Here is a 23663-nt window from a genome sequence, read left to right as displayed (position 1 = left end):
GGCCGTACGGGTCCGGCGGTCGCGATGCTCAGTGCGCGTCGGCCCAGCTGTGTCCCGTGCCGGACTCGGCGACCAGCGGCACGCCCAGGCTCGCGGCACCCTCCATGACGCGGCGGACGACATCGGAGGTCTCGGCCGCTTCTGCTTCCGGCACCTCGAACACCAGTTCGTCGTGGACCTGCAGCAGCATGCGGCCCTGCAGGCCGGCGGTCGCCAGTGCCGCGGGGATGCGGACCATGGCGCGCTTGATGATGTCGGCCGCGGTCCCCTGGATCGGCGCGTTGATCGCCTGCCGCTCGGCGAACTGGCGGCGCGCCGGGTTCCGCTCCGTGATGCCCTGGATATGGCAGCGGCGGCCGAACAGGGTCGTCACGTAGCCGTTCTTCCGGCAGAACTCCTTGGTCTGCTCCATGTAGGCGGCCAGTTCCGAGAAGCGCTCCAGGTACTTCTTGATGAAGGCGTTGGCCTCTCCCGCCGGGATGCCGAGCTGACGGCCAAGGCCGAAGCCGCTGATGCCGTAGATGATGCCGAAATTGATCGCCTTGGCCTTGCGCCGGATTTCCCCCGTCATCTGGTCCAGCGGCACGCCGAACACCTGGGACGCGGTCATGGCGTGGATGTCGATGTTCTCGCGGAAGGCGTGCTTCAGCGCCTCGATCCCGGCCATCTCGGCGACCAGCCGCAGCTCGATCTGGGAATAGTCCACCGACAGAAGCACATGGCCCGGCTTGGCGATGAAGGCGCGGCGGATCTTGCGGCCCTCCTCGGTGCGGATCGGGATGTTCTGAAGGTTCGGGTCGTTGGACGACAGCCGGCCGGTATTGGTGATCGCCAGCGAGAACGAGGTGTGCACCCGGCCGGTCTTGGCGTCGATCTGCTGCTGGAGGCTGTCGGTGTAGGTGCTCTTCAGCTTGGAGAACTGGCGCCAGTCCAGCACCTTCTGGACGATGTCGTGGCCCTGCTCGGCCAGCGGTTCCAGCGTGGCGCTGTCGGTGGAATAGGCGCCGGTCTTGCCCTTCTTGCCGCCTTGCAACCCCATCTCGCCGAACAGCACGTCGCCCAGCTGCTTGGGAGAGCCGACATTGAAGGGATGGCCGGCCATCCGGTGGATCTCCGTCTCCAGTTCGGCCAACCTCGACGCCAAGTCGCCCGACAGCTCCTTCAGCACGTCGCGGTCCACCAGGATGCCGCAGGCCTCCATGTCGGCGATGACGGGGACCAGCGGCCGCTCGATCGTCTCGTAGAGGGTGGTCAGCCGCTCCGGCACCAGCCGGGGCTTCAGCGCGTGATGCAGGCGGAGCGTCACGTCGGCGTCCTCCGCCGCGTACTCGGTCGCCCTGTCCAGCGGCACCCGGTCGAAGGTGACCCGCGACTTGCCGGTGCCGGTCACCTGGTCGTAGGTGATCGGCGCATAGTCGCAGTGGAGCTTCGACAGCTCGTCCATGCCATGGCCGTGCAGCCCAGTCTCCAGCACGTAGCTGATCAGCATGGTGTCGTCGATCGGGGCGAGGCGGATGCCGTGGCTGCCGAACACCTGGATGTCGAACTTCAGGTTATGGCCGACCTTCAGCACGGCCGGGTCTTCCAGCAGCGGCTTCAGCTTCGCGACCACCTCGGCGATCGGCAGCTGCGGCGGCGCGTCGGACGGGCTCAGGTCGAGCGACCCTTCCGCCGCAACGCCCCCGGGCCGACATGGCCGACCGGGATGTAGCAGGCCGCCCCCTGTTCCACCGCCATCGAGACCCCGACCAGCCGGGTGCTGCACGCGCTCAGCGAGTCCGTCTCGGTATCGACCGCGACCGTTCCGGCGGCATAGGCGGCCGCGATCCAGCGGTCCAGCGCCTCGGCGGTCTGGACCAGCTCGTAGGTTCCCTTGCCGCCGAACTGCGCCCGCGCCTTCACCTCCGGCGCGGAGGCCGAAGCGGGCGCCGCGCCCGCGGGGACCGTTGGAGCGGAGGCGCCGTCCACCAGCTTGCCGTCGGCCCGGATCTCGTTCTCGACCCGCGTGATGATCGATCGGAAACCCTGCTGCCGCAGGAAACCCAGCAGCTTCTCGTGGTCGGGCTCGCGCACCTTCAGGTCGTCGAGCGGCACCGGCACCGGCGCCCGGTCGTCCAGCCGGACCAGCCGCTTGGAGACCCGCGCCAGCTCGGCATTGTCGATCAGGGCCTGCCGGCGCTTGGGCTGCTTGATCTCGCCGGCCCGTTCCAGCAACTGCTCCAAGTCGCCGTACTCGCCGATCAGCTGGGCCGCGGTCTTGACGCCGATGCCGGGAACGCCCGGCACGTTGTCCACCGGGTCGCCGGCCAGAGCCTGGACGTCCACCACCTTGTCCGGCGTCACGCCGAACTTCTCGAAGACCTCTTCCGGCCCGATCGGCTTGTTCTTCATCGGGTCCAGCATGGCGACGCCGTCGCTGACGAGCTGCATCAGGTCCTTGTCGGAGGAGACGATCGTCACCTGCCGTCCCTGCTCGCGGGCGAGCCGCGCATATGTGGCGATCAGGTCGTCCGCCTCGTACCCCTCCAGCTCGATCGACGGCACGCAGAACGCCTCGACCGCCTCGCGGATGATGCCGAACTGGGGCTTCAGCTCCTCCGGCGGTTCGGGCCGGTGTGCCTTGTAGTCGGCGTAGAACTCGTTCCGGAAATTCAGCCGCTTGCTGTCGAAGACGACCGCCACCGCCTCGGCATGATGGTCGGCCAGCAGCTTCATCAGCATGTTGGTGAAGCCCATCACCGCGTTGACCGGGGTGCCGTCGGCGCGGGTCAGCGGCGGAATGGCGTGGTAGGCGCGGAAGATGAATCCGGAGCCATCCACCAGGTAGAGGCCATCGGCGGGTTTGGCGGCGGTTTCCGTCTGGACGGAATCGATCTGGGCGGTGTCGGTCATGCCCATGGAAATAGCATGGCCGGTGCCCCAGGTCGATACGGGCGGGTCGATACGGGCCGGGCGAATTGCGGGTTGCCGCAGGGGGCGAAAACCGCTAGACATTCAGGAGGAGATAATGTCCGCGTAGCTCAGCAGGATAGAGCACAGGATTCCTAGTTCAATTGGGCGTCGCGAGGGGAAACCGCGCGGCGGATCCGCTCAAAGTCGGGGAAAGCTCCGGTGCCGACGGCACCTTGCCGATCCCGAGCCAAGCCCCCTCCGAAAGGTCGGGGAAGGTGTAGAGACTGGACGGGCGGCACCTGTCGGCTTCGGCCCATGGTGAAGGGACAGTCCAGACCACGAACGCCGGGGGCATCCATGGCCCGGAGGCGGCGGCGAAAGCCGAAGTGGTATGAATCCTGGGGCCGTGGGTTCGAATCCCGCCGCGGACACCATCTCCTCATTTTCTCCTAGCGACGCACACCCAGCCACCAGGCCGCCAGAGCGGTCACCGCGGTGCCCAGGGCGGCGCCGGCGATCACATCGGTCGTCCAATGCCGGTCGGCGTAGATCCGGCCGCCCGCCAGCACGCCGGCCACCACGAGGACGCCCGCGCCGATGCGGCGGTCGCCAGCCGCGCAGGCCACCGCCGTGGCGGCCGCGAAGGCGCTTCCCGCGTGACCGGAGGGGAAGGAGCGGGCGCCCTCGGTGCCCCATTCGCCGGCATCGCCGCAGTCGCACGGGCGGGAGCGGCAGAGATTGCGCTTGATGACTTCGGACACCAGCGCCGTCGCCACCACGCCGGTCACGCCGACCCTGCCGGCCTGCTCCAGCGCCGGCAGCTCACGCCCGCGGCCCGCGGCCCAGCACAGGGCGAAGGCGGGGATCAGGACGTGCCGCTTGATGCCGTAGCGACCCGCGATCTTCACCGCCCGGGCGACGGGTCCCGGATCGTCGAGACAGAAGTTGCGGACGATCAGGTCTAGGCCCGCCACCCCGGTCGGTTCCGGGGAGCAGGCCTTGGCAATCAACGGCCGGCGGGCGATCATCGCCCGCGCCGTGCGCGGCAGCGGATAGGAATTTTCCATGCCGGATAGAACGTATTGTCGGCATTCCTTGTTCCTGACCCAGCCTGCCCTGGTCAGCGCCGGCCGCCGACCTCGTCCAGGTGCCTCAGCAGGTCGGCCGGGTCCTCGTAGACCCGGAAGGCTCCCGCCCGCTGGAGTTCGTCGGCGCCATAGCCGCCGCACAGCAGGCCGACGCTGAGCGCGCGGGCGCGCTGGGCCGCCAGCGTGTCCCAGATACTGTCGCCGACCACGATGGTGGACTGGATATCGACGCCCAGACGTTGGGCCGCGGTCAGGAACAGGTCCGGGTCCGGCTTGGCGTATTTGACTTGGTCGCGGGTCACGACCTTGATCTTCTCCAGGTCGATTCCCAGCACCTCCAGCGCGGGTGCCGCCGTCTCCATCCGGCCGCTGGTCGCGATGGTCCAGGGAATGCCGGAGCCTGTCAGGTGCGCCAGAAGTTCCCGGGAGCCGGGCAGGGCCCGCAGCCGGCCGGACTGCCGCCGGTAGGCATCGGCGTGGCGCGCCCGCAGCCGGTCCAGCAGCTCCTGGTCGATGTCGAGTCCGGTCTCCCGGACCAGCATGTTGGTGAACAGCCCGCCGCTCATGCCGATCTTGCGGTGGATGCGCCAGGCCGACAGTTCGATTCCCTCGGCGTCCAGCGCTTCCTGCCAGGCCAGCACGTGCTGGTAGACGCTGTCGATCAGCGTGCCGTCCAGGTCGAACACAAAGGCGGTATCCATGTGTGCCATAGGGGTCTCCTTGAATCGTCGGTGCCGGGGAAACACGTTTGTGGCCGGGCCGGTTGCTCCACCTTAGATATGTGGCGATAGGGGTACCAACCCTGCTCGATTGTTCGCGTCCGGGGTGAAACATAGGCTCGCGCTCGCCGTGCCCAGGGCCAGTGATCAGGGAATGATTGAGACATGATCTTAGAAGGCGCCGAGATACCTTCCGGCGAAGTCATCGAGACTGAAATCTGCATCATCGGTGCCGGTGCCGCCGGCATCACGATGGCGCTGGAACTGACCGGCGCTCCCTTCCGGGTGTCCGTCATCGAGGCGGGCGGCTTCGAGTATCCGGAGAACGGCCAACCCAATTACGAGGGCACCCAGACCGGTATCGAGTATGCCGATCTGGACGCCTGCCGCCTGCGTTATTTCGGGGGCACGACCAACCATTGGGGCGGTTATTGCCGCAGCCTGGACCCGATCGACTTCGAGAAGCGCGACTGGATCCCGCACAGCGGCTGGCCGATCAGCCTGGACGACGTCAAGGCCCACTATCCGCGCGCGGCCGAGATCATCGGCCTCAGCCCCCATCTGTTCGACGGCGAGTACTGGTCCAAGGCGGCCGGCCTGCCGGTTCTGCCGTTCGATCCCAAGCGGTTCCACACCGGCGCCACCCAGATCCACGCGACACGCTTCGGCGAGGTCCACCGGGATGCCGTGAAGGCGTCGCCCAACGTCACCTGCTACATCAATTGCAGCGTCGTCGACCTGGTGATCGGCGAGACCGAGGACCTGATCCGGGAAGTGACCGTCGTGAACGCGGCGGGCAACCGCTCCACCTTCCGCGCCCGCCATTTCGTGCTGGCCTGCGGCGGGATGGAAAACCCGCGGATGCTGCTGAACGCCAACAAGGTGCGGCCCAACGGAATCGGCAACGAGCATGACAATGTCGGCCGGTTCTTCATGGAGCACCGGGTCGCCAGCCCGGGCATGATCCTCCTGTCGGACGGCTCGACCGACCTCAGCTTCTACCGCCGGAACACGGTGCCGAGCGGCGAGTACATCGAGGGCTCGCTGCACCTGAGCGAGGAGACGATCCGCGCCGAGCGGATGTGCAACGCGCAGTTCAGCCTGGAACCCTATGACGGCATCCGCACCCAGGGCGACCGGTCGCTGGCCGCGATCCGGGACGGGCTGAAGAAGTTCATCTCGGGCGGCGGCTGGGTGCGCGACTTCAACGTCCATGTCGGCAACATCATCTGCGACATCGACTATGTCGCCGGCAACCTGGCCCGCCGGATCACCGGCGACCCCGGCAACCTGGCGGTCTGGCTGCTGAAGATGGAGGTCGAGCAGGTCCCCAACCCCGACAGCAGGATCACCCTGACCGACCAGGTCGACGATCTGGGCCTGCGCCGGATCAACCTGCACTGGGCGACCCAGGAGATCGAGAAGCGGAGCGTCGTCCGCTCCATGGAACTGATGGGCGAGGAACTGGGGCGTCTCGGCCTCGGCCGGATGCAGATCGCCATGGAGGACGATCCCGACGTCTGGTCGCGCTTCGATACCTGGGGCTTCCACCATGCCGGCACGACCCGCATGAGCGCCGAGCCGCGCGACGGCGTGGTCGATGCCGACTGCAGGGTCCATGGCGTCGGCAATCTTTATGTCGTCGGCAATTCGGTCTTCACGACCGTCGGCACCTCAAACCCGACCTTCACCATCACCGCGCTTTCCGTCCGGCTGGCCGGACATCTGAAGGGGCTGTTGACAGTATGAGCACGCGCATGAAGCTTACCCGCCGTACCGCCCTCGCCGGCTTCGCCGCCGCCACCGGGCTTGCCGCCGTGGCCCCGTCCCCGGCCGGCGCCTTCGCCCTGCCCGAAAGGGCGGGCGGCCGCGATCTGGCCGAACGGGCGCTCCGGATGTTCTCCCGGCCGAACGACGCACGCCGCGTCGGCTTCGCCTGCCAGGGCCACGCCGCCCTGTGCCAGCCGCGCGAACTGCTGGTCGATACGATCTTCGGCGCCGAACGCGACCGCCTCGCCGGCTCTTCCGACGCCGAGATCCATGGCTGGCTGCGCGGCCGCATCCGCCAGGACTTCGCCCAGGGCCGGACGGTCAAGGTGGAAGGCTGGGTGCTGGCCGAGACCGAGGCCCGGCTGTACGCCCTCGCCGCCTACGCCTGAGCGACGGCCCAAGCCTGAACAACGGAGAGCCAGCCGTGATCAATGCCATCTTCGCCCTGCTGTGCGGCGGGGCGGTCTTCGCGTATCTGTACAGCGTCTGCGACTGCGGTTTCCAGCAGGCGCAATGGATCTTCGTGATCGGCGTCAGCGTCGCCGTGGTCCTGGGCGTCTGGCTGCTGGGCCTGATCGCCGGCGCGATCGGCCGCCGCCTGACCGGACGCCGCTCGGCCTGAAGGTCGGGCTTGCGGATACGGCCCTAGCGTTCCGGGGCCGCGGCGCCCAGCAGGGGTGTCGCCGCCAGCGGACAGCCGAACCTACCGTCCTGTTCCAGCGCGGCGGCCACGTCCTCCACCCCCTCGCGCTCCACGCACCAGACGGCGCCGCCGAACCGGCGGCGCCAGACCGGGAAGCCGGGGCTCAGCACCCCGTCGCGCACCATCGCGGCGGTATCCGCCCCGAGATCCTCGACGGAATGGCGCGGGCAGGTCCCGGCCTTGACCAGGATCAGCCGCTCCGCGCCGATCTCCACCGCAAGCCAAGCCGCAAGGCTGTCGGAAGTCGCGTCCCAATCCTCCACCAGTTCCTGCCGGGCCGCCGCAAGCGACGACGGCAACCAGACGCTGGCTCGCCCGGCGGCGGCGTTGGCCTTCATTTCGGCCGGACCAGCCGCCGTCCCGATCTCCGGATGAATGCCGTGCACCAGCAGGGCGAAGCTGTCCATCGCCAGCAGCGTCATCCGGCGCACGATGGCGGGCTGGAGACGCCACATGTCCTCGGCCTCCCGCACCGTGTCGACGAAAGGCCCGCCGGTCGGCACGATCACGGTCGGGCGCCGGGCGCCCAGGCGCGCCGCCAGCGCCATCCAGTCGGCCATGCCCACCCAGTCGGCAAGGGTGCCGCCGATCTGGATCACGCAGGCGTTCTCCAGGATCGGCGAGGCTTCTTCAGTCGGGGTCAACCGGGTGTCCATGGCGTCGGGTCCGATGGGCAAAGGGGCGGCAGGAAGGGTGTCGCGTCGTTCAGGCGACCATTATTTAGGCGCCTGCACAAGGCTTGCCTGCCTTTTTGCGACAAACTTCATCCCGGACCCGATTCTCAGGCCGATCGCCCGCCCGGGTCAGGAGAGCTTGAGGTGCTTCCTGACCGCCGCCAGACCGTCCTGGCCGTCCACGGTGGTGACACCCTTGAGCCAGGTTTCCAGCACCGCGGGATTGCTCTTCAGCCAGGCGGTCGCCGAGGCTTCCGGCTGTTGCTTCTCGTCGATGATCGACGTCATGATCTCGTTCTCCATGTTCAGGTCGAACACGAGATTTTCGAGAAACTTGCCGACGTTCGGGCAGGTCTGCCGATAACCGGTCGGCACGTTGGTGTAGACCGTCGCCCCGCCCAGGTTCGGGCCGAACCACTCGTCGCCGCCGGTCAGGTAGGTCATGTCGATCGACTTGTTCATCGGGTGCGGCTCCCAGCCCAGGAAGACCGCCCACTGCTTGGACCGCTGGGCCCGCTTGATCTGGCTCAGCATGCCGGCCTCGCTGGATTCGACCAGCCGGAAGTCCTTCAGGCCGAAGGCGTCGGCCTTGATCATGTTGTCGATGATCACGTTGCCGTCGTTGCCGGCCTCGATCCCGTAGATCTTGCCGTCGAGCTTGTCCTTGAACTTCGCGATGTCGGAGAAGTCGCGCAAGCCTCCTTCGGCGGCGTATGTCGGCACCGCCAGGGTGTATTTGGCGCCCTCCAGGTTGGCGCGCACGACCTCGATCGACTTGTCGTCGATGTAGGGCTGGATGAAGGTCTCCATCGTCGGCATCCAGTTGCCGAGGAAGACGTCGATGTCCTTTTTCTTCAGCCCCAGGAACACCACGGGCACCGAGGCGATCTGTGTCGTCGTCTTGTAACCCAACCCCTGAAGCACGACCGACGCCGTCCCCGTGGTCGCCGCGATGTCGCTCCAGCCGACGTCGCCGAAGCGCACCGTCCTGCACTGGTCGGGCTCCGCCGCGGCCGAGGGACCGGGAGCGGCCGCCGTCAAGGCTACGGCCGATACGGTGAAGGCCAGGGCCAGGGTGCGCGCGAGGGTGCCAAATTTAGACGTGCCTTTATAGGTCTGCATCAGGTAACTCCTGCAGTTCATGCCCATGATGCCGAACACAGATAGCTTATTTTGATTGATCGTCCAATAAAAAAAAGCTAAGTTCCCCTTTGGATAAAACCAGAAGGTGAGGATCAACTCATGCCGAAAGTCGGTATGGAGCCAATACGCCGGCAACAGCTGATCGAAGCGACAATCACGTCGATCAGCCGATACGGTTTCGCTGACGCGACCATATCACGGATCAGCAAGGAAGCGGGCGTTTCCACCGGCATCATACATCATTATTTCGGCAGCAAGGACGACCTCCTTGAGGCGACGATGCGAAATCTTCTCCAGCAGCTGCGCCAGGATGTGGTCGGGCGGCTGGCCGCGGCCTCCTCGCCGCAACAGCGACTGGCCGCCATCATCGACGGCAATTTCGCGGCCAACCAGTTCGATCGCCCGGTGATCGTCGCCTGGCTCGCCTTCTGGGCGCAGGTCCCGCACGTGCCCGAGCTGGCGCGCCTGCAGCGCGTCAACGCCCGGCGCCTACGCTCCAACCTGCTCTACGACCTGCGCCGCCTGCTGCCTTCCGATCGCGCCGAGGAGGCGGCAACCGGCCTTGCCGCCCTGATCGACGGGCTGTGGCTGCGCGCCTCCCTCGAAGGTGTCGAGAAGTCCGACACCGCGCGGGCGATCGTGCAGAGCTATCTCGCGTCGCAGTTGGCGTGCGCTTCCGAAGCTTGAGCTGAAACGCATGGTCCGGTTTGGCCACAGATGGACGCAGAGAGCGCCGGGAGACCGGCAAGGAGTAGCGGGTGAAAGTCCTGTACGGTGAAGGAGTAGCGACCCACACCGGCCCCGAGTCATGCGGCGGCGGTCGCGAGGCCGCCGGCGAAGCGTTGACAGGGGAGCGCATAGGCCAGCCATTGAGCCGCGTAAGAATCTCGATCCCGGATGCCGACAGGGTTCTGTGCCTGGAAGGCGATACGGCGGGGCGCGTCATGCGAGCACCCCGGCGGTCCGGCGTGGTCAGAGACCCTGGCATGTGCGGACGCTCCTTGCGCGGGAACCGGGAGATCTTCGGCGTGACCAGGGGCCGATGGCCGTCTGGTCCGCACCGGGAAGGCGAGGAGCCGTAGCCGGTGACGCACGCGCCGAAGAGGTCAGACCCATCCATAGTACCTGTGAAGCCGGCGAACGCGGACGCGGAGCCGGTGGAGGGAAGGGGTGGGGCCGAGGGGAATGCGTCTCCGCCGCACACGGGCCGGGCTCAGGACCGGGCCCCCGTGCTCTCGGGGCTGGAGCGCATACGTCAAGCGGCACGGGAGCGAAAGGAGGAGCGGTTCACCACCCTTCTGACGCACGTGGATACCGACCTGCTGCGCTTTGCCTATCGGGCATTGAAGCGGGACGCGGCACCGGGTGTGGACGGAATGACGTGGCGGGAGTACGCGGAGGGGCTGGAGGAACGGCTGGCGGACCTGAAGGACCGCGTGCATTCCGGCCGCTACCGGGCGCACCCGTCACGCCGGCATGTCATCCCCAAGCCGGACGGCCGGATGCGGCCGCTCGGGATCGCGGCGCTGGAGGACAAGATCGTCCAGCGGGCGCTGGTGGAGGTGCTGAACGCCATCTACGAGGAAGACTTCCTCGGCTTCTCCTACGGCTTCCGGCCGGGACGGGGGCAGCACGACGCGCTCGACGCGTTGGCGGTGGCGATCGGCGAGTGCCGGGTGAACTGGATCCTGGATGCCGATATCCGGGCGTTCTTCGACAGCATCGACCACACCTGGATGATGCGGTTCCTGGAACACCGGATCGGCGATGCCCGCGTCCTGCGGCTGATCCGCAAGTGGCTGACGGTCGGCGTGGTGGACGAGACGGGGAAACGGCAGCCGGCGACGGCCGGCAGCCCGCAAGGGGCGGTGGCATCGCCACTGCTGGCCAACGTCTATCTCCACTACGTCTACGACCTGTGGGTCCGGCAGTGGCGCCAGCGCCACGCGACCGGGACCATGGTCGTGGTGCGCTACGCCGACGACACCGTCGTCGGGTTCGAGCACCGGTCGGACGCCGAGCGGTTCCTCGCGGACTTGCGGGAGCGCCTGGCGCGGTTCGCCCTGGAACTGAACGCCGACAAGACCCGCCTGATCGAGTTCGGCCGGCAGGCACAGGCCGACCGGGCCAAGCGCGGCGCGGGAAAACCGGAGACCTTCGACTTCCTGGGCTTCACCCACATCTGTGGGCGGTCCCGGCGTGGCGGCTTCCTGCTGCGACGCCAGACCCGGCGCCAGCGCAAGCAGGCCAAGCTCAAGGAAATCAAGGAGGAACTCCGGCGGCGCTGGCACCAGGGCATCCCGGAGCAAGGCCGGTGGCTGGGACAGGTGATGAGCGGCTTCTACGCCTACTTCGCCGTCCCGACCAACTACCGGGCCCTTGCCAACCTGCGCTACCATGTCGGCGTCCTGTGGATGAGGGCGCTGCGTCGGCGCAGCCAGAAGGACAAGACACCGTGGGACAAACTCACGCGCCTTGCCGATCACTGGCTGCCACGGCCGCGCATCATTCATCCCTGGCCCGGAAACCGCTTCCGCGTCAAACACCCAAGGTGGGAGCCGGATGCCTTAATCGGGCACGTCCGGTTCTGTGCGGGGGGCGCCCGGTAACGGGCGTCCCTACCGCGATTGGGCAAAGATCCTGTGGTCTGCTCACGGTCCGGCTGACGACATGCGCCGGGACATGACCCGTTTCCGCCGATCTTTGCCCATCTGAGTTCATCTGCGGCCAAGACCTTGGACATGAGGTTCCCACCAACGTCCAGTCGCGCGGAAACAATCCTCCGGACTTGGTCAGTTTCCCCGGTCGGCGGGTGTGTCGAGGTGATGTGAGGGCTTCCCATGATGAGGGTGGACATGGTTGTCTAAGCCATGTCCGTAGCGCCGCTTCCAGACTTGGACGCCCTGTCTCTCGCCGAGCTGAAGAAGCTGGTGGTCGAGCTGCTGGTTCGCGTATCGACATTGGAAGAGGAGAACCAGCAGCTGCGGGCAGAGAACGCCCAGCTGAAGGATCTACCGAAGAAACCGAAGCTGGCACCGGGCGGCATGGACAAGGCGACAGAGCCGGACAGGCGGGCCAGGACCAAGGAGGCGCGCCGGCAGCGGCGCAACCGGCAGAGTGGCCGGCGCACCCCGCCGGTGACCACGGAGCGCACCCTTGTCATCGAGGCCCCGGCGGGCTCGCGCCGGCGCGGCTTCGAGCCCTTCACCGTGCAGGATCTGATCCTGGCGCCGCAGGTCATCCGCTTCCGCCGCGAGCGCTGGGTGACACCGGACGGCCAGGAGATCATCGCACCGCTGCCGCCCGAGGTGCGCGGCCACTTTGGCCCCGGGATCGTGCGCTTCGTGCTGATGCAGCACGTCCAGGGGCAGGTGACGGTGGAGCGCCTGCGCGCCCAGCTGAGAGGCCTGGGCGTGCGCATTTCCAAGGGTCAGATTATCACCCTCCTGACGGCCAACAAGGATGCTTTCCATGCCGAGAAGGACGCCATCCTGGAGGCCGGGCTGGCAACTGCCGCCTGGGTGACGGTCGATGATACCGGCGCCCGCCACGCTGGGGCCAACGAGTACACGACGCACATTGGCAATGACCGCTTCGCCTGGTTCGCTACCCGGCCGTCGAAGAGCCGACTGAACTTCCTCGACCTACTCCGTGCCGGCCATCCCGACTACGTGATCAATGCCACGGCGCTGGCCTACCTGGTCGAACACGGCGTGCCGGAAAGCATCGTCGCCGCTCTGCTCGCCGCCGGACCCCGGAGCTTTGCCGACGATGCGGCGTGGCAGGCCCAGCTGGACAGCTTCGGCTTCGGCGCCGGTCATCGTCGGCGGGTCACCGAGGCGGCCATGGTCGGAGCCATCGTCGCCCGCGGCCTGCTGACCGACACCGTGATCATCTCCGATGATGCCGGTCAGTTCGACGTTTTCCAGCACGCCTTGTGTTGGATCCACGCCGAGCGCCATCTCCGCCGGATCGTCTGCGTGACCAACGAGCAGCAGCGCCAGGTCGCGCTGCAGCGCCAGCTGGTCTGGTGGTTCTACGCCGATCTCAAACTCTACAAGGACGACCCGAACGCCATCCGCCGAACGGCGTTGAGGCGGCGCTTCGATCGGATCTTCACCCGGGTCACCGGCTTTGCCGAACTCGATGAGGCCGTCGCCCGGACCCTTGCCAACAAGGACGAGCTGCTGCTTGTCCTCGACCGGCCAGATATCCCGCTGCACACCAACGGCTCGGAGAACGATGTCCGCAGCTTCGTCACCAAACGCAGGATCTCCGGCGAGACCCGCTCCGCGGCCGGCAAGCAGGCGCGGGACACCTTTCTCAGCCTGCTGAAAACCTGCTCCAAGCTCGCCATCTCGTTCTGGGACTACCTCGGGGCCCGGCTAAATATCCCGGACGCCGACCGCGTGCCCTGGCTCCCCGATCTCATCCGCCAAAACGCCTCAGCGTAGTCCACAGCAAACCGCCGTGGCCGCTATCCGCCGACGAAACTGACCAAGTCCCAATCCTCCCTGTGCGCCGAATCTTTTTTGGTTGAACGTTCAATATAAAACCATTACATCGAAACGGACTGGAACGGAACGATCGGTATATGCGGGACGGAGAGGGTGTCATGGCCAGGTTCGGGCAGCAGCAGCTTTACATTCATGGCCACGCTTCGGCGGCCGAGGGCGGTGCTTCCTTCACCACGGTCAACCCGGCGACCGGCGAGGTGCTGGCCGAAGTGAGCCAGGCATCGGCCGCCGACATCGACCGGGCCGTCGCCAGCGCGCGGGAAGGCCAGCGGGCCTGGGTGGATCTGTCCGCCATGCAGCGCTCGCGCATCCTGCGCCGCGCCGTGGAGATCCTGCGGGAGCGCAACGACGAACTGGCCGAACTGGAGACGCTGGATACCGGCAAGCCGCTCAGCGAGACCAGCGCCGTGGATATCGTCACCGGCGCCGACGTGCTGGAGTACTACGCGGGGCTCGTCCCGGCGATCGAAGGCCGGCAGATCCCCCTGCGCGCCTCGTCCTTCGTCTATACCAGGCGGGAGCCCTTGGGCGTGGTCGCCGGCATCGGCGCCTGGAACTACCCGATCCAGATCGCCCTGTGGAAGTCAGCCCCGGCGCTGGCCGCCGGCAACGCGATGATCTTCAAGCCCAGCGAAGTCACCCCGCTGACCGCCCTGAAGCTGGCGGAGATCTACACGGAAGCGGGATTGCCCGACGGCGTGTTCAACGTCGTCCAGGGCGATGGCCGGGTCGGCGCGCTGCTGGCCGAGCATCCCGGCATCGAGAAGGTCTCCTTCACCGGCGGCGTCGAGACCGGCCGCAAGGTGATGGCGGCGGCCGGCGGTTCCACGCTGAAGGAAGTGACGATGGAACTGGGCGGCAAGTCGCCGCTGATCGTCTTCCCCGACGCCGACCTGGACCGCGCCGCCGACATCGCGATGATGGCGAACTTCTACAGTTCCGGCCAGGTCTGCACCAACGGCACCCGGGTCTTCGTCCACCGCTCCGTCATGGCGGATTTCCAGTCGCGGCTTCTGGAGCGCGTCAAGCGCATCCGGCTGGGCGACCCTCTCGACCCGCGGACCAATTTCGGACCGCTGTCCAGCTTCGGCCACCTGGAGAAGGTGCTGCGCTACATCGATCTGGGCCGCAAGGAAGGCGCCACCCTGCTAGCCGGCGGCTCCCGCGTCACGACGGCGCCGTTCGACAAGGGCGCCTTCGTCGAGCCCACGGTATTCGCCGACTGCCGTGACGACATGGCGATCGTGCGGGAGGAGATCTTCGGCCCGGTCATGAGCCTGCTGGGCTTCGACGACGAGGACGAGGTGGTCCGCCGCGCCAACGCCACCTCCTACGGCCTCGCCGCAGGCTTGGTGACCGAGAGCCTGAGCACCGCGCACCGCGTCATCCACAGGCTCGAAGCGGGCATCTGCTGGATCAACAGCTGGGGCGAGTCGCCGCCCGAGATGCCGGTCGGCGGCTACAAGCAGTCGGGCATCGGCCGCGAGAACGGCCTCGGCACGCTCGAACACTATACCCGGATCAAGTCGGTCCAGGTCGAACTGGGCGGTTTCGCCTCCGTTTTCTGACCTTCCGGGTTCTTGAAACGCTCCCGTCTTTCCAGGAGGGACCTGAACGATGCCTACCATCCAGGAGTTCGACTACATCATCGTCGGCGCCGGTTCGGCCGGGAACGTGCTGGCTGCCCGCCTGACCGAGGACGAGGGCGTCAGCGTCCTGCTGCTGGAGGCCGGCGGGTCGGACCACCGGATGGATTTCCGAACCCAAATGCCGGCGGCGCTGGCCTTTCCGCTCCAGGGGCGGCGCTACAACTGGGCCTACCTGACCGAGCCCGAGCCGTTCATGAACAACCGGCGCATGGAATGCGGCCGGGGCAAGGGCCTGGGCGGCTCCTCGCTGATCAACGGCATGTGCTACATCCGCGGCAACGCGATGGACTACGACAACTGGGCTGAGCAGTTCGGCCTGGACGGCTGGAGCTACCGCGACTGCCTGCCCTATTTCCGCAAGGCGGAAAGCCGCGACATCGGCCCCAACGAGTATCATGGCGGCGACGGGCCGGTCAGCGTGGCGACGCCCAAGACCCACAACAACCCGCTCTACCATGCCATGATCGAGGCGGGGGTCCAGGCGGGGTATCCCCACACCGACGACCTGAACGGCTACCGGCAGGAAGGCTTCGGTCCGATGGACCGGACCGTGACGCCCCAGGGCCGCCGGGCCAGCACCGCGCGCGGCTACCTGGACATGGCGAAGGGCAGGCCGGGCCTCACCGTCGTCACCCACGCGCTGAGCGACCGGGTCCTGTTCGACGGCAAGCGCGCCATCGGCGTGACATACCTGCAAAAGGACAAGCCGGTGACGGCTCATGCCCGCCGCGAGGTCCTGGTGTGCGCCGGCGCCATCGCCTCGCCGGCCCTGCTGCAGCGCTCGGGACTCGGTCCCGCCGACCTGCTGCGCGGCCTCGGCGTGCCGCTGGTGGCGGAGATCCCGGGTGTCGGCGCCAATCTCCAGGATCATCTGGAGATGTACCTGCAATACGAGTGCACCCAGCCGGTGTCGCTCTATCCGGCACTGAAGTGGTGGAACCAGCCGGCGATCGGGGCGGAGTGGCTGTTCATGGGGACCGGCACCGGGGCCAGCAACCAGTTCGAGGCAGGCGGCTTCATCCGCTCCGACGAGAGCTTCGCCTGGCCGAACATCCAGTACCACTTCCTTCCCGTGGCGATAAACTACAACGGCACCAACGCGGTGAACGCCCACGGCTTCCAGGCCCATGTGGGCTCCATGCGCTCGCCCAGCCGGGGCCGCATCCATGCGAAGTCGCGCGATCCGCGCGAAGCGCCGAGCATCCTGTTCAACTACATGTCCGCCGACCAGGACTGGCGGGAGTTCCGCGACGCGATCCGGATCACCCGCGAGATCATGGCGCAGCCGGCGCTGGACCCCTACCGCGGGCGGGAGATCAGCCCCGGCGTGGATTTCCAGTCCGACGCGGAGCTGGACGAGTTCGTCCGCCAGCATGGCGAGACCGCCTATCACCCGTCCTGCTCGTGCCGGATGGGCACCGACGACATGGCCGTGGTGGACGGGCAGGGCAGGGTCCATGGGGTGGAGGGGCTTCGCGTGATCGACGCCTCGATCATGCCGCAGATCACCACGGGGAACCTGAACGCGCCGACCATCATGATGGCGGAGAAGCTGGCCGACGCGATCCGGGGGCGGGACGCGCTGCCGCGCGCCGACGTGCCCTACTATGTCGCAGGGGATGCTCCGGCCCGGCGGCCGGCTTCGGCCGGAAGTGCGCTCTCCAGCTATCGCTCCGCCGGCTGAAACGAATGCTTCGGGGCATTCCGGTAAACACTTTGGGGTTATCCTAGTAACGTCACTTGCCTTACTGATGCCTACAAGATGAAGTCATAATCTGCACACATCGGTGAACAACGCGTCCTGAGAGGTCTCTCCAGTCATGGGCCATACCGTGAGCACGCCTGAGACGATGGGGTTTCTGCTGATTCCCCGGTTCTCGATGATCGCGTTCACGGCGGCCCTGGAGCCTCTCCGGCTTGCCAACCATATCAGCGGACGGGAGCTGTACCGCTGGGTGCTGCTCTCCCCCGACGGGGCGCCAGCGGAGGCGAGCTGCGGGCTGCGCATCGCGGTGGACCATGGCATCGACGCGGCGCCCCAGATCCCCGCCATCGTCCTGTGCAGCGGCATCGACGGCCACTGGTACGAGGACCGTGCCGTTCTGTCCTGGCTGCGGCGCCGGGCGGCGCAGGGGGTGGAGTTCGGTTCCCTCTGCACCGCCAGCCATATCCTTGCCCGGGCCGGCCTGCTGAACGGCTACCGCTGCACGATCCACTGGGAGAACCTGGCGGGGTTCTCCGAGACCTATCCGGAGATCGAGGCGACGGGCGAGCTGTTCACCGTCGACCGCAACCGCTTCACCTGCGCCGGCGGAACGGCGGCGATGGACATGATGCTTCACCGCATCGCCCGGACCCATGGCGAGAAGCTGGCGGTATCGATCGCCGAACAGCTCCTGCACGACAAGATCCGCCAGGGCTCCGTCCGCCAACGCGAGGCGATCCAGCCCGATCCCGCCATCGAGCGCGAGGAACTGGCCGCCGCCGTCAAGCTGATGCTGGAGAACATCGAGGAGCCGCTGGACCTGCTGACCCTGTCCAGCCGGCTGGGGCAGTCGCGGCGCAACGTCGAGCGCCTGTTCCGCAAGTTCATGAAATGCTCTCCCGCGCGCTATTACCTGGGGCTCCGGCTCCAGCGGGCGCGCCAGCTTCTGTGCCAGACGCGGATGTCTGTCATGGAGGTCGCGATCAGCTGCGGCTTCGTCTCGGCGACCCATTTCAGCAAATGCTACCGCGATTATTTCGGCGTGGCGCCTCGCAACGACCAGAGCAGCCACCGCGTCCGGCCCCTGGTCGAGCCGGCCCGCCAACCCTTGGTGGCGAAATGAGCCGCACCGGCCTCTCCGTCGGGTTCGTCCTGACCAACAACTTCACGCTGACGGCGCTGTCCACATTCATGGACGCGCTGCGGCTGGCCGCCGACGACGGCGACGGCAGCCGGCAGATCCGCTGCCGCTGGACCATCATGGGAGCCTCGCCCGAACCGGTCAGGTCGAGCTGCGGCATTCCGGTCGCCCGCTGGGAAGCGTTCCAGGACCCTCGCCAGTTCGACTACATCGTGGTGGTCGGAGGGTTGCTGCACGCCGGCCCGCAGCTGGACGCGCAGGCGGTGGACTATCTGCGCGCCGCTGCCGCCCAGGGCGTCGGATTGGTTGGTGTCTGCACCGGCAGCTTCGTGCTCAGCCGCGCCGGCTTGATGCGCAACCGGCGCTGCTGCGTCAGCTGGTACCATTACCGCGACTACCTGGAGGAGTTTCCCGACCACCAGCCGGTGGCGGAGCAGCTCTACGTCGTGGACCGCGACCGCATCACCTGCGCCGGCGGGGCGGGCGTGGCCGACCTCGCCGCCTTCCTGATCGAGCGGCACCTGGGTTCCGCCTGCGCCCAGAAGACGATGCACATCATGCTGATCGACAAGGCCCGTCCGCCCGGCCAGTCGCAGCCCCAGCCGCCGACCGCCTCGATGGAGGGGGCGGCCGCCGTCGTCAACGACCGCGTCCGCCGCGCGCTGCTTCTGATGGAGCAGAACCTGAGCGATCCGCTGACGGTAGAGCAGATAGCATCCCGCCTGAGCGTCAGCACCCGCCAGTTCGAGCGGCTGTTCCGCGATGCCACGGCGATGAGCCCGACCGGCTTCTACCGTCTGCTGCGCCTTCGCTACGGCCATTGGCTGCTGCGCAACTCCGCCCGGTCGGTGACGGACATCGCCCAGGAGACGGGCTTCGCCGACTGCGCCCACTTCTCCCGCCAGTTCCGCGAAGTCTACGGCGTCAGCCCGAGCGAGCTGCGCCGGGACGGGCCGGCACCGGAGCCGGCGGTCCTGGCGGACGGACTGCGGGCGGTGACGGCGCTGGCGCTGGACCGCGACCTGGTGCCGCCGGACCGGCGCTTGTTCGAGTGACGGCGGCCGTCAGCCTCTGAGAATGGGAGGCTCTAATTTTTGGGCCACAGATGGACGCAGAGAGCGCCGGGAGACCGGCAAGGAGTAGCGGGTGAAAGTCCTGTACGGTGAAGGAGTAGCGACCCACACCGGCCCCGAGTCATGCGGCGGCGGTCGCGAGGCCGCCGGCGAAGCGTTGACAGGGGAGCGCATAGGCCAGCCATTGAGCCGCGTAAGAATCTCGATCCCGGATGCCGACAGGGTTCTGTGCCTGGAAGGCGATACGGCGGGGCGCGTCATGCGAGCACCCCGGCGGTCCGGCGTGGTCAGAGACCCTGGCATGTGCGGACGCTCCTTGCGCGGGAACCGGGAGATCTTCGGCGTGACCAGGGGCCGATGGCCGTCTGGTCCGCACCGGGAAGGCGAGGAGCCGTAGCCGGTGACGCACGCGCCGAAGAGGTCAGACCCATCCATAGTACCTGTGAAGCCGGCGAACGCGGACGCGGAGCCGGTGGAGGGAAGGGGTGGGGCCGAGGGGAATGCGTCTCCGCCGCACACGGGCCGGGCTCAGGACCGGGCCCCCGTGCTCTCGGGGCTGGAGCGCATACGTCAAGCGGCACGGGAGCGAAAGGAGGAGCGGTTCACCACCCTTCTGACGCACGTGGATACCGACCTGCTGCGCTTTGCCTATCGGGCATTGAAGCGGGACGCGGCACCGGGTGTGGACGGAATGACGTGGCGGGAGTACGCGGAGGGGCTGGAGGAACGGCTGGCGGACCTGAAGGACCGCGTGCATTCCGGCCGCTACCGGGCGCACCCGTCACGCCGGCATGTCATCCCCAAGCCGGACGGCCGGATGCGGCCGCTCGGGATCGCGGCGCTGGAGGACAAGATCGTCCAGCGGGCGCTGGTGGAGGTGCTGAACGCCATCTACGAGGAAGACTTCCTCGGCTTCTCCTACGGCTTCCGGCCGGGACGGGGGCAGCACGACGCGCTCGACGCGTTGGCGGTGGCGATCGGCGAGTGCCGGGTGAACTGGATCCTGGATGCCGATATCCGGGCGTTCTTCGACAGCATCGACCACACCTGGATGATGCGGTTCCTGGAACACCGGATCGGCGATGCCCGCGTCCTGCGGCTGATCCGCAAGTGGCTGACGGTCGGCGTGGTGGACGAGACGGGGAAACGGCAGCCGGCGACGGCCGGCAGCCCGCAAGGGGCGGTGGCATCGCCACTGCTGGCCAACGTCTATCTCCACTACGTCTACGACCTGTGGGTCCGGCAGTGGCGCCAGCGCCACGCGACCGGGACCATGGTCGTGGTGCGCTACGCCGACGACACCGTCGTCGGGTTCGAGCACCGGTCGGACGCCGAGCGGTTCCTCGCGGACTTGCGGGAGCGCCTGGCGCGGTTCGCCCTGGAACTGAACGCCGACAAGACCCGCCTGATCGAGTTCGGCCGGCAGGCACAGGCCGACCGGGCCAAGCGCGGCGCGGGAAAACCGGAGACCTTCGACTTCCTGGGCTTCACCCACATCTGTGGGCGGTCCCGGCGTGGCGGCTTCCTGCTGCGACGCCAGACCCGGCGCCAGCGCAAGCAGGCCAAGCTCAAGGAAATCAAGGAGGAACTCCGGCGGCGCTGGCACCAGGGCATCCCGGAGCAAGGCCGGTGGCTGGGACAGGTGATGAGCGGCTTCTACGCCTACTTCGCCGTCCCGACCAACTACCGGGCCCTTGCCAACCTGCGCTACCATGTCGGCGTCCTGTGGATGAGGGCGCTGCGTCGGCGCAGCCAGAAGGACAAGACACCGTGGGACAAACTCACGCGCCTTGCCGATCACTGGCTGCCACGGCCGCGCATCATTCATCCCTGGCCCGGAAACCGCTTCCGCGTCAAACACCCAAGGTGGGAGCCGGATGCCTTAATCGGGCACGTCCGGTTCTGTGCGGGGGGCGCCCGGTAACGGGCGTCCCTACCGCGATTAAACTCAGATAATTCTTTTTGGCCAAAGGCGGCTACCAGACTGATACTCATCTGTGTTTATCTGCGTGCATCTGTGGCCAAATTTATGATTTCCTTTCGCGGATCGTCGGCAACATCATCAGTAATGATAACGGCACTGGGCGATGATCAATGTCTCGTCATCGCCGTTGCCAAAGGTTCGGTATACCACGCGGAGTTACAATGTGGCCCGCCGAGACCGCCCAGGATTGAACCGGCGGTCATGGCCGTACGTGTGTTGGCGGTTGACCCCAACAGAAATGTTGGCTTAGAGTGCCAACATGGTATCCAAGCTCCTGATCCGACGCCGGGTTGCCTTCGGTAATCGAGATTTCGCCGAATTGGTGGTCTGGAGAGTGCCGGAGCCTGTTCCTCCATCCAAGCACGGCTTCAAATACCGCTTGGTCTACATCGTCGATGGGCGGCGGGTGGTCGATTTCGACAATGAACGTGGGAAGGGTGACCATCAGCACGGAGATGACCATGAGGAACCGTATCGTTTCACGGACGTGGATAGCCTCGTGGCTGATTTTCTGAAGGCGGTCGCAGAATGGAGGAGGGATCATGGCAGAGGATGAGAACATCAAGCGGGAAATCCGCGTCACCCGAGGCGCTCTGGAACAGGCGGCGGCCGAGATTGCCGGCGTTTGGAAAGCGGCCGAGATCGGCCAAGACGTCGAGGCGACCGACCGCCTCTATTTCGAGGACTGGAACGCCCTCTGCGCCGTTCTGACGCCGAAGCGCTATGAACTGCTGCGCCACCTGAGGAGCGCACCCGCGGCCGGCATCCGGGCCCTGTCGCGGGAGTTGGGAAGGGACGTCAAGCGGGTCCATGAGGATGTCGTGGCACTTGAAGAGCTGGGCCTGATCGAGAGGGACCAGTCCGGCCGGCTTTCCATGCCAATCGATGAGATATCCTCGACGATCCGCTTCGCGGCTTGACCTCCATCCGGCCGGAGCGGAAGAAGTCATATTCCTTCCGCACGTTCCTGCTGAAATGCCGAGACGTGACCATAATCTGACACTGGTCGCCGGATCAGTAGTGATAACGGCATTGAGCGATGATCAATGTCTCGTCGCCGCCGTTCCTGGATATCCGATAAACCAGACGGTGTTCCAAGGTTATCCGCCGAGACCACCAGCCCGCCCAGTCACCTTTCAAGGGTTCAGGCTTCCCAAGCCCGTCGAAAGGTGTTCGCAGGGCGCTCTTGATCAGTTCGTTGATCCTGCGGGCGGTCTTGCGATCGTTATCCTGCCACCATGTGTAGTCTTCCCAGGCAGCATCGGTCCAGGCAAGCCTCGTCAATCCTGCTCACCGTCATCCGTGCGATGGAGGACCCCCGCCTCGTCGTCGTGCCCCTCTATCAATCCTCTTTCACTCACGCGGCCAGCCTTCGCATCTTCCATGGACTGGATCAGCCGCAGGGCGTTTCGAGGTGATTTCATGAGGTGGAGAGTTGCGGCCATGCTCTCATATTCATCCTGGCTTATCATCACGACAGAGCGTGCGTTCTGCCGAGTGACGACGAGAGGCGCGTTGCTATCGCACACCTCGTCCATATAGCGAGCGAGATTTTGCCGCAATTCAGAATAGCTGACGTGCCCCATCGTTCCAGCCTTTACAAGGTTTTTGTACAGATATATGTACAATAAGCCCGTCTGTCAATCCGCCGTCCGGCCCGAACGCTACCGCCGCAGCATCTCCCGGCTTGCCAGCAGGGCACCACCCACGATCAGCGCGCAGGCAGCCCAGACGGTCCAGTGACCCTCGGCCAGCCCGAAGCCGATCATCAGCAGCGTCGAGATCAGAGGCGCCCCGTATGACAAGGCCCCCAGCGCCCGGATGTCGCCGCGCTTGACACCGTGGTCCCAGGCGAAGAAGGCGGCGCCCACCGGGCCGATGCCCAGCCCGATCAGGGCGGCCCAGCCGACCGCGCCGTCCGGCCACACCGTCGTCTCCCAGGCCAGATGGCACGCCAGCGCCAGCACCGCCGTCGCCAGGCAGAAGCCCGCGACCGCATCCGTCGGCACGTTGCCGAAGCGCCGGTTCAGCAGAGAATATGTCGTCCAGATCAGGGCGCTGCCCAGCGCCGCGGCGTAGCCCGGCAGGTACTCGGTCCGGACAGCCACCCCGCCGCCCCGCGTCACCAGCAGCGCCGTCCCCGCCAAGCCGGCGAACGCGCCGGCGATGTGCCACCAGCGCAGCCGTTCGCCCGGCAGCAGGGCCGAGAACAGCACGATGAACAGCGGCCACAGATAGTTGATCAGGTTGGCCTCGACCGGCGGGGCCGACTTGAGCGACAGGAAATACAGGAAGTGGAAGCCGAACAGGCCGCCAACGCTCAAGGTCCAGGCCGCCACCGGCTGGCGCATGGCCCGCACGGGGCTTCGGCCGCCGGCCAGTGTGCCGCAGATGCCCGTCAGTCCCCCGATCGCGAAGGCGACCGCCACGGTCTGGAACGGCGGCAGCGCGCCGGTCAGCGCCGTGAGCGGCGCCAGCAGCGCCCACATCAGGATCGCGGAGATGCCGATCAGCGTGGCGCGGCCGGTGGTGGCGGAACGCCCGGGTGCCGTGACGGAGGATGAAGTGCTCATTGTAGATTTCTGACGTGTTCGAAAGGTGCCGT

20 protein-coding genes and 1 pseudogene are annotated in these 23663 nt (G+C 66.9%); 13 read left to right on the top strand and 8 right to left on the bottom strand.

What is annotated here, in order from left to right; genetic code table 11:
- Positions 1-28: 28 nt before the first annotated feature.
- The 3 genes and pseudogenes from polA to DPR14_RS24655 all read right to left on the bottom strand — a co-directional run bounded on the left by polA (position 29) and on the right by DPR14_RS24655 (position 4681).
- Positions 29-2892: pseudogene (gene polA / locus DPR14_RS24670) on the bottom strand (DNA polymerase I).
- Between the two features lie 449 nt (positions 2893-3341).
- Positions 3342-3959, bottom strand: coding sequence for a phosphatase PAP2 family protein (locus tag DPR14_RS24660; protein WP_158047507.1), 618 nt, complete (start codon positions 3957-3959; stop codon positions 3342-3344).
- A gap of 53 nt (positions 3960-4012) precedes the next feature.
- Positions 4013-4681, bottom strand: coding sequence for an HAD family hydrolase (locus DPR14_RS24655; protein WP_246148560.1), 669 nt, complete (start codon positions 4679-4681; stop codon positions 4013-4015).
- Positions 4682-4864: 183 nt separating this feature from the next.
- Here DPR14_RS24655 and DPR14_RS24650 point away from each other — a divergent pair, with 183 nt between their 5' ends.
- The 3 genes from DPR14_RS24650 to DPR14_RS24640 are packed head-to-tail and all read left to right on the top strand — an operon-like array spanning position 4865 to position 7091.
- Positions 4865-6448 carry an FAD-dependent oxidoreductase gene (locus DPR14_RS24650; RefSeq protein WP_158047505.1) on the top strand — a complete coding sequence of 528 codons (1584 nt, stop codon included), beginning with the start codon at positions 4865-4867 and terminating at the stop codon, positions 6446-6448.
- Between the two features lie 8 nt (positions 6449-6456).
- Entirely contained in the window at positions 6457-6858 is a 402-nt protein-coding gene (locus DPR14_RS24645; RefSeq protein WP_158047504.1) for a hypothetical protein, read from the top strand.
- Positions 6859-6893: 35 nt separating this feature from the next.
- Positions 6894-7091 carry a hypothetical protein gene (locus DPR14_RS24640; RefSeq protein WP_158047503.1) on the top strand — a complete coding sequence of 66 codons (198 nt, stop codon included), beginning with the start codon at positions 6894-6896 and terminating at the stop codon, positions 7089-7091.
- A gap of 23 nt (positions 7092-7114) precedes the next feature.
- Here DPR14_RS24640 and DPR14_RS24635 read toward each other — a convergent pair whose 3' ends face one another.
- Positions 7115-7816: an amino acid kinase family protein gene (locus DPR14_RS24635; protein WP_158047502.1), complete on the bottom strand. Its 702-nt coding sequence runs from the start codon at positions 7814-7816 to the stop codon at positions 7115-7117.
- Positions 7817-7975: 159 nt separating this feature from the next.
- Positions 7976-8968 carry a choline ABC transporter substrate-binding protein gene (locus DPR14_RS24630; RefSeq protein ID WP_158047501.1) on the bottom strand — a complete coding sequence of 331 codons (993 nt, stop codon included), beginning with the start codon at positions 8966-8968 and terminating at the stop codon, positions 7976-7978.
- Positions 8969-9088: 120 nt separating this feature from the next.
- Between DPR14_RS24630 and betI the strand changes: the two genes are divergently transcribed.
- From betI to DPR14_RS24570, 10 genes are all read left to right on the top strand, one after another.
- Positions 9089-9676 carry a transcriptional regulator BetI gene (betI, locus tag DPR14_RS24625; protein WP_158047500.1) on the top strand — a complete coding sequence of 196 codons (588 nt, stop codon included), beginning with the start codon at positions 9089-9091 and terminating at the stop codon, positions 9674-9676.
- 542 nt (positions 9677-10218) lie between these two features.
- Positions 10219-11598, top strand: a complete 1380-nt coding sequence (gene ltrA, locus DPR14_RS24615) for a group II intron reverse transcriptase/maturase (RefSeq protein WP_343038679.1) — start codon at positions 10219-10221, stop codon at positions 11596-11598.
- A 261-nt stretch (positions 11599-11859) separates the two neighbouring features.
- Positions 11860-13443: an IS66 family transposase gene (locus DPR14_RS24610; protein ID WP_158043385.1), complete on the top strand. Its 1584-nt coding sequence runs from the start codon at positions 11860-11862 to the stop codon at positions 13441-13443.
- Between the two features lie 161 nt (positions 13444-13604).
- Positions 13605-15074, top strand: a complete 1470-nt coding sequence (betB, locus tag DPR14_RS24605; protein WP_158047499.1) for a betaine-aldehyde dehydrogenase — start codon at positions 13605-13607, stop codon at positions 15072-15074.
- A 49-nt stretch (positions 15075-15123) separates the two neighbouring features.
- Positions 15124-16839 (top strand): choline dehydrogenase, encoded by a 1716-nt coding sequence (gene betA, locus DPR14_RS24600; RefSeq protein ID WP_158047498.1) that lies wholly within the window; start codon positions 15124-15126, stop codon positions 16837-16839.
- Between the two features lie 136 nt (positions 16840-16975).
- The gene (locus DPR14_RS24595; RefSeq protein ID WP_158047497.1) at positions 16976-17983 is read left to right on the top strand and encodes a GlxA family transcriptional regulator; all 1008 of its coding nucleotides are present in this window, start codon (positions 16976-16978) and stop codon (positions 17981-17983) included.
- Entirely contained in the window at positions 17980-19056 is a 1077-nt protein-coding gene (locus DPR14_RS24590; protein ID WP_158047496.1) for a GlxA family transcriptional regulator, read from the top strand. Before DPR14_RS24595 ends, DPR14_RS24590 begins: the two co-directional genes overlap by 4 nt.
- Positions 19057-19618: 562 nt before the next feature.
- A complete protein-coding gene (gene ltrA / locus DPR14_RS24580; RefSeq protein ID WP_343038679.1) occupies positions 19619-20998 on the top strand; it encodes a group II intron reverse transcriptase/maturase in 1380 nt (459 codons plus the stop codon).
- 319 nt (positions 20999-21317) lie between these two features.
- Positions 21318-21614, top strand: coding sequence for a toxin-antitoxin system TumE family protein (locus DPR14_RS24575; protein WP_158047495.1), 297 nt, complete (start codon positions 21318-21320; stop codon positions 21612-21614).
- The gene (locus DPR14_RS24570; protein WP_158047494.1) at positions 21601-21978 is read left to right on the top strand and encodes an HVO_A0114 family putative DNA-binding protein; all 378 of its coding nucleotides are present in this window, start codon (positions 21601-21603) and stop codon (positions 21976-21978) included. The genes DPR14_RS24575 and DPR14_RS24570 overlap by 14 nt, the downstream gene beginning before the upstream one ends.
- A gap of 94 nt (positions 21979-22072) precedes the next feature.
- Here the strand turns inward: DPR14_RS24570 and DPR14_RS24565 are convergent, their stop codons facing one another.
- The 3 genes from DPR14_RS24565 to yddG form a co-directional block, all read right to left on the bottom strand.
- Positions 22073-22342, bottom strand: coding sequence for a Txe/YoeB family addiction module toxin (locus DPR14_RS24565; RefSeq protein ID WP_158047493.1), 270 nt, complete (start codon positions 22340-22342; stop codon positions 22073-22075).
- Positions 22339-22644 carry a type II toxin-antitoxin system Phd/YefM family antitoxin gene (locus DPR14_RS24560; protein ID WP_158047492.1) on the bottom strand — a complete coding sequence of 102 codons (306 nt, stop codon included), beginning with the start codon at positions 22642-22644 and terminating at the stop codon, positions 22339-22341. The genes DPR14_RS24565 and DPR14_RS24560 overlap by 4 nt, the downstream gene beginning before the upstream one ends.
- 78 nt (positions 22645-22722) lie before the next feature.
- Complete coding sequence (gene yddG, locus DPR14_RS24555) at positions 22723-23631, bottom strand: aromatic amino acid exporter YddG (RefSeq protein WP_158047491.1); 909 nt, start codon at positions 23629-23631, stop codon at positions 22723-22725.
- Positions 23632-23663: the final 32 nt, after the last annotated feature.

The organism is Skermanella pratensis, assembly GCF_008843145.1.
Classification (GTDB): domain Bacteria; phylum Pseudomonadota; class Alphaproteobacteria; order Azospirillales; family Azospirillaceae; genus Skermanella; species Skermanella pratensis.
This window is presented reverse-complemented; position numbering and strand designations above follow the sequence as displayed.

Coding starts and splice junctions, on each gene's coding strand:
- DPR14_RS24570 (WP_158047494.1), top strand. CDS start 21,601: ATGGCAGAGGATGAGAACATCAAGCGGGAAATCCGCGTCACCCGAGGC.
- DPR14_RS24595 (WP_158047497.1), top strand. CDS start 16,976: ATGGGCCATACCGTGAGCACGCCTGAGACGATGGGGTTTCTGCTGATT.
- DPR14_RS24575 (WP_158047495.1), top strand. CDS start 21,318: ATGGTATCCAAGCTCCTGATCCGACGCCGGGTTGCCTTCGGTAATCGA.
- DPR14_RS24610 (WP_158043385.1), top strand. CDS start 11,860: ATGTCCGTAGCGCCGCTTCCAGACTTGGACGCCCTGTCTCTCGCCGAG.
- DPR14_RS24645 (WP_158047504.1), top strand. CDS start 6,457: ATGAAGCTTACCCGCCGTACCGCCCTCGCCGGCTTCGCCGCCGCCACC.
- betI (WP_158047500.1), top strand. CDS start 9,089: ATGCCGAAAGTCGGTATGGAGCCAATACGCCGGCAACAGCTGATCGAA.
- DPR14_RS24660 (WP_158047507.1), bottom strand. CDS start 3,959: ATGGAAAATTCCTATCCGCTGCCGCGCACGGCGCGGGCGATGATCGCC.
- betA (WP_158047498.1), top strand. CDS start 15,124: ATGCCTACCATCCAGGAGTTCGACTACATCATCGTCGGCGCCGGTTCG.
- DPR14_RS24655 (WP_246148560.1), bottom strand. CDS start 4,681: ATGGATACCGCCTTTGTGTTCGACCTGGACGGCACGCTGATCGACAGC.
- DPR14_RS24560 (WP_158047492.1), bottom strand. CDS start 22,644: ATGGGGCACGTCAGCTATTCTGAATTGCGGCAAAATCTCGCTCGCTAT.
- DPR14_RS24650 (WP_158047505.1), top strand. CDS start 4,865: ATGATCTTAGAAGGCGCCGAGATACCTTCCGGCGAAGTCATCGAGACT.
- DPR14_RS24630 (WP_158047501.1), bottom strand. CDS start 8,968: ATGCAGACCTATAAAGGCACGTCTAAATTTGGCACCCTCGCGCGCACC.
- DPR14_RS24590 (WP_158047496.1), top strand. CDS start 17,980: ATGAGCCGCACCGGCCTCTCCGTCGGGTTCGTCCTGACCAACAACTTC.
- betB (WP_158047499.1), top strand. CDS start 13,605: ATGGCCAGGTTCGGGCAGCAGCAGCTTTACATTCATGGCCACGCTTCG.
- yddG (WP_158047491.1), bottom strand. CDS start 23,631: ATGAGCACTTCATCCTCCGTCACGGCACCCGGGCGTTCCGCCACCACC.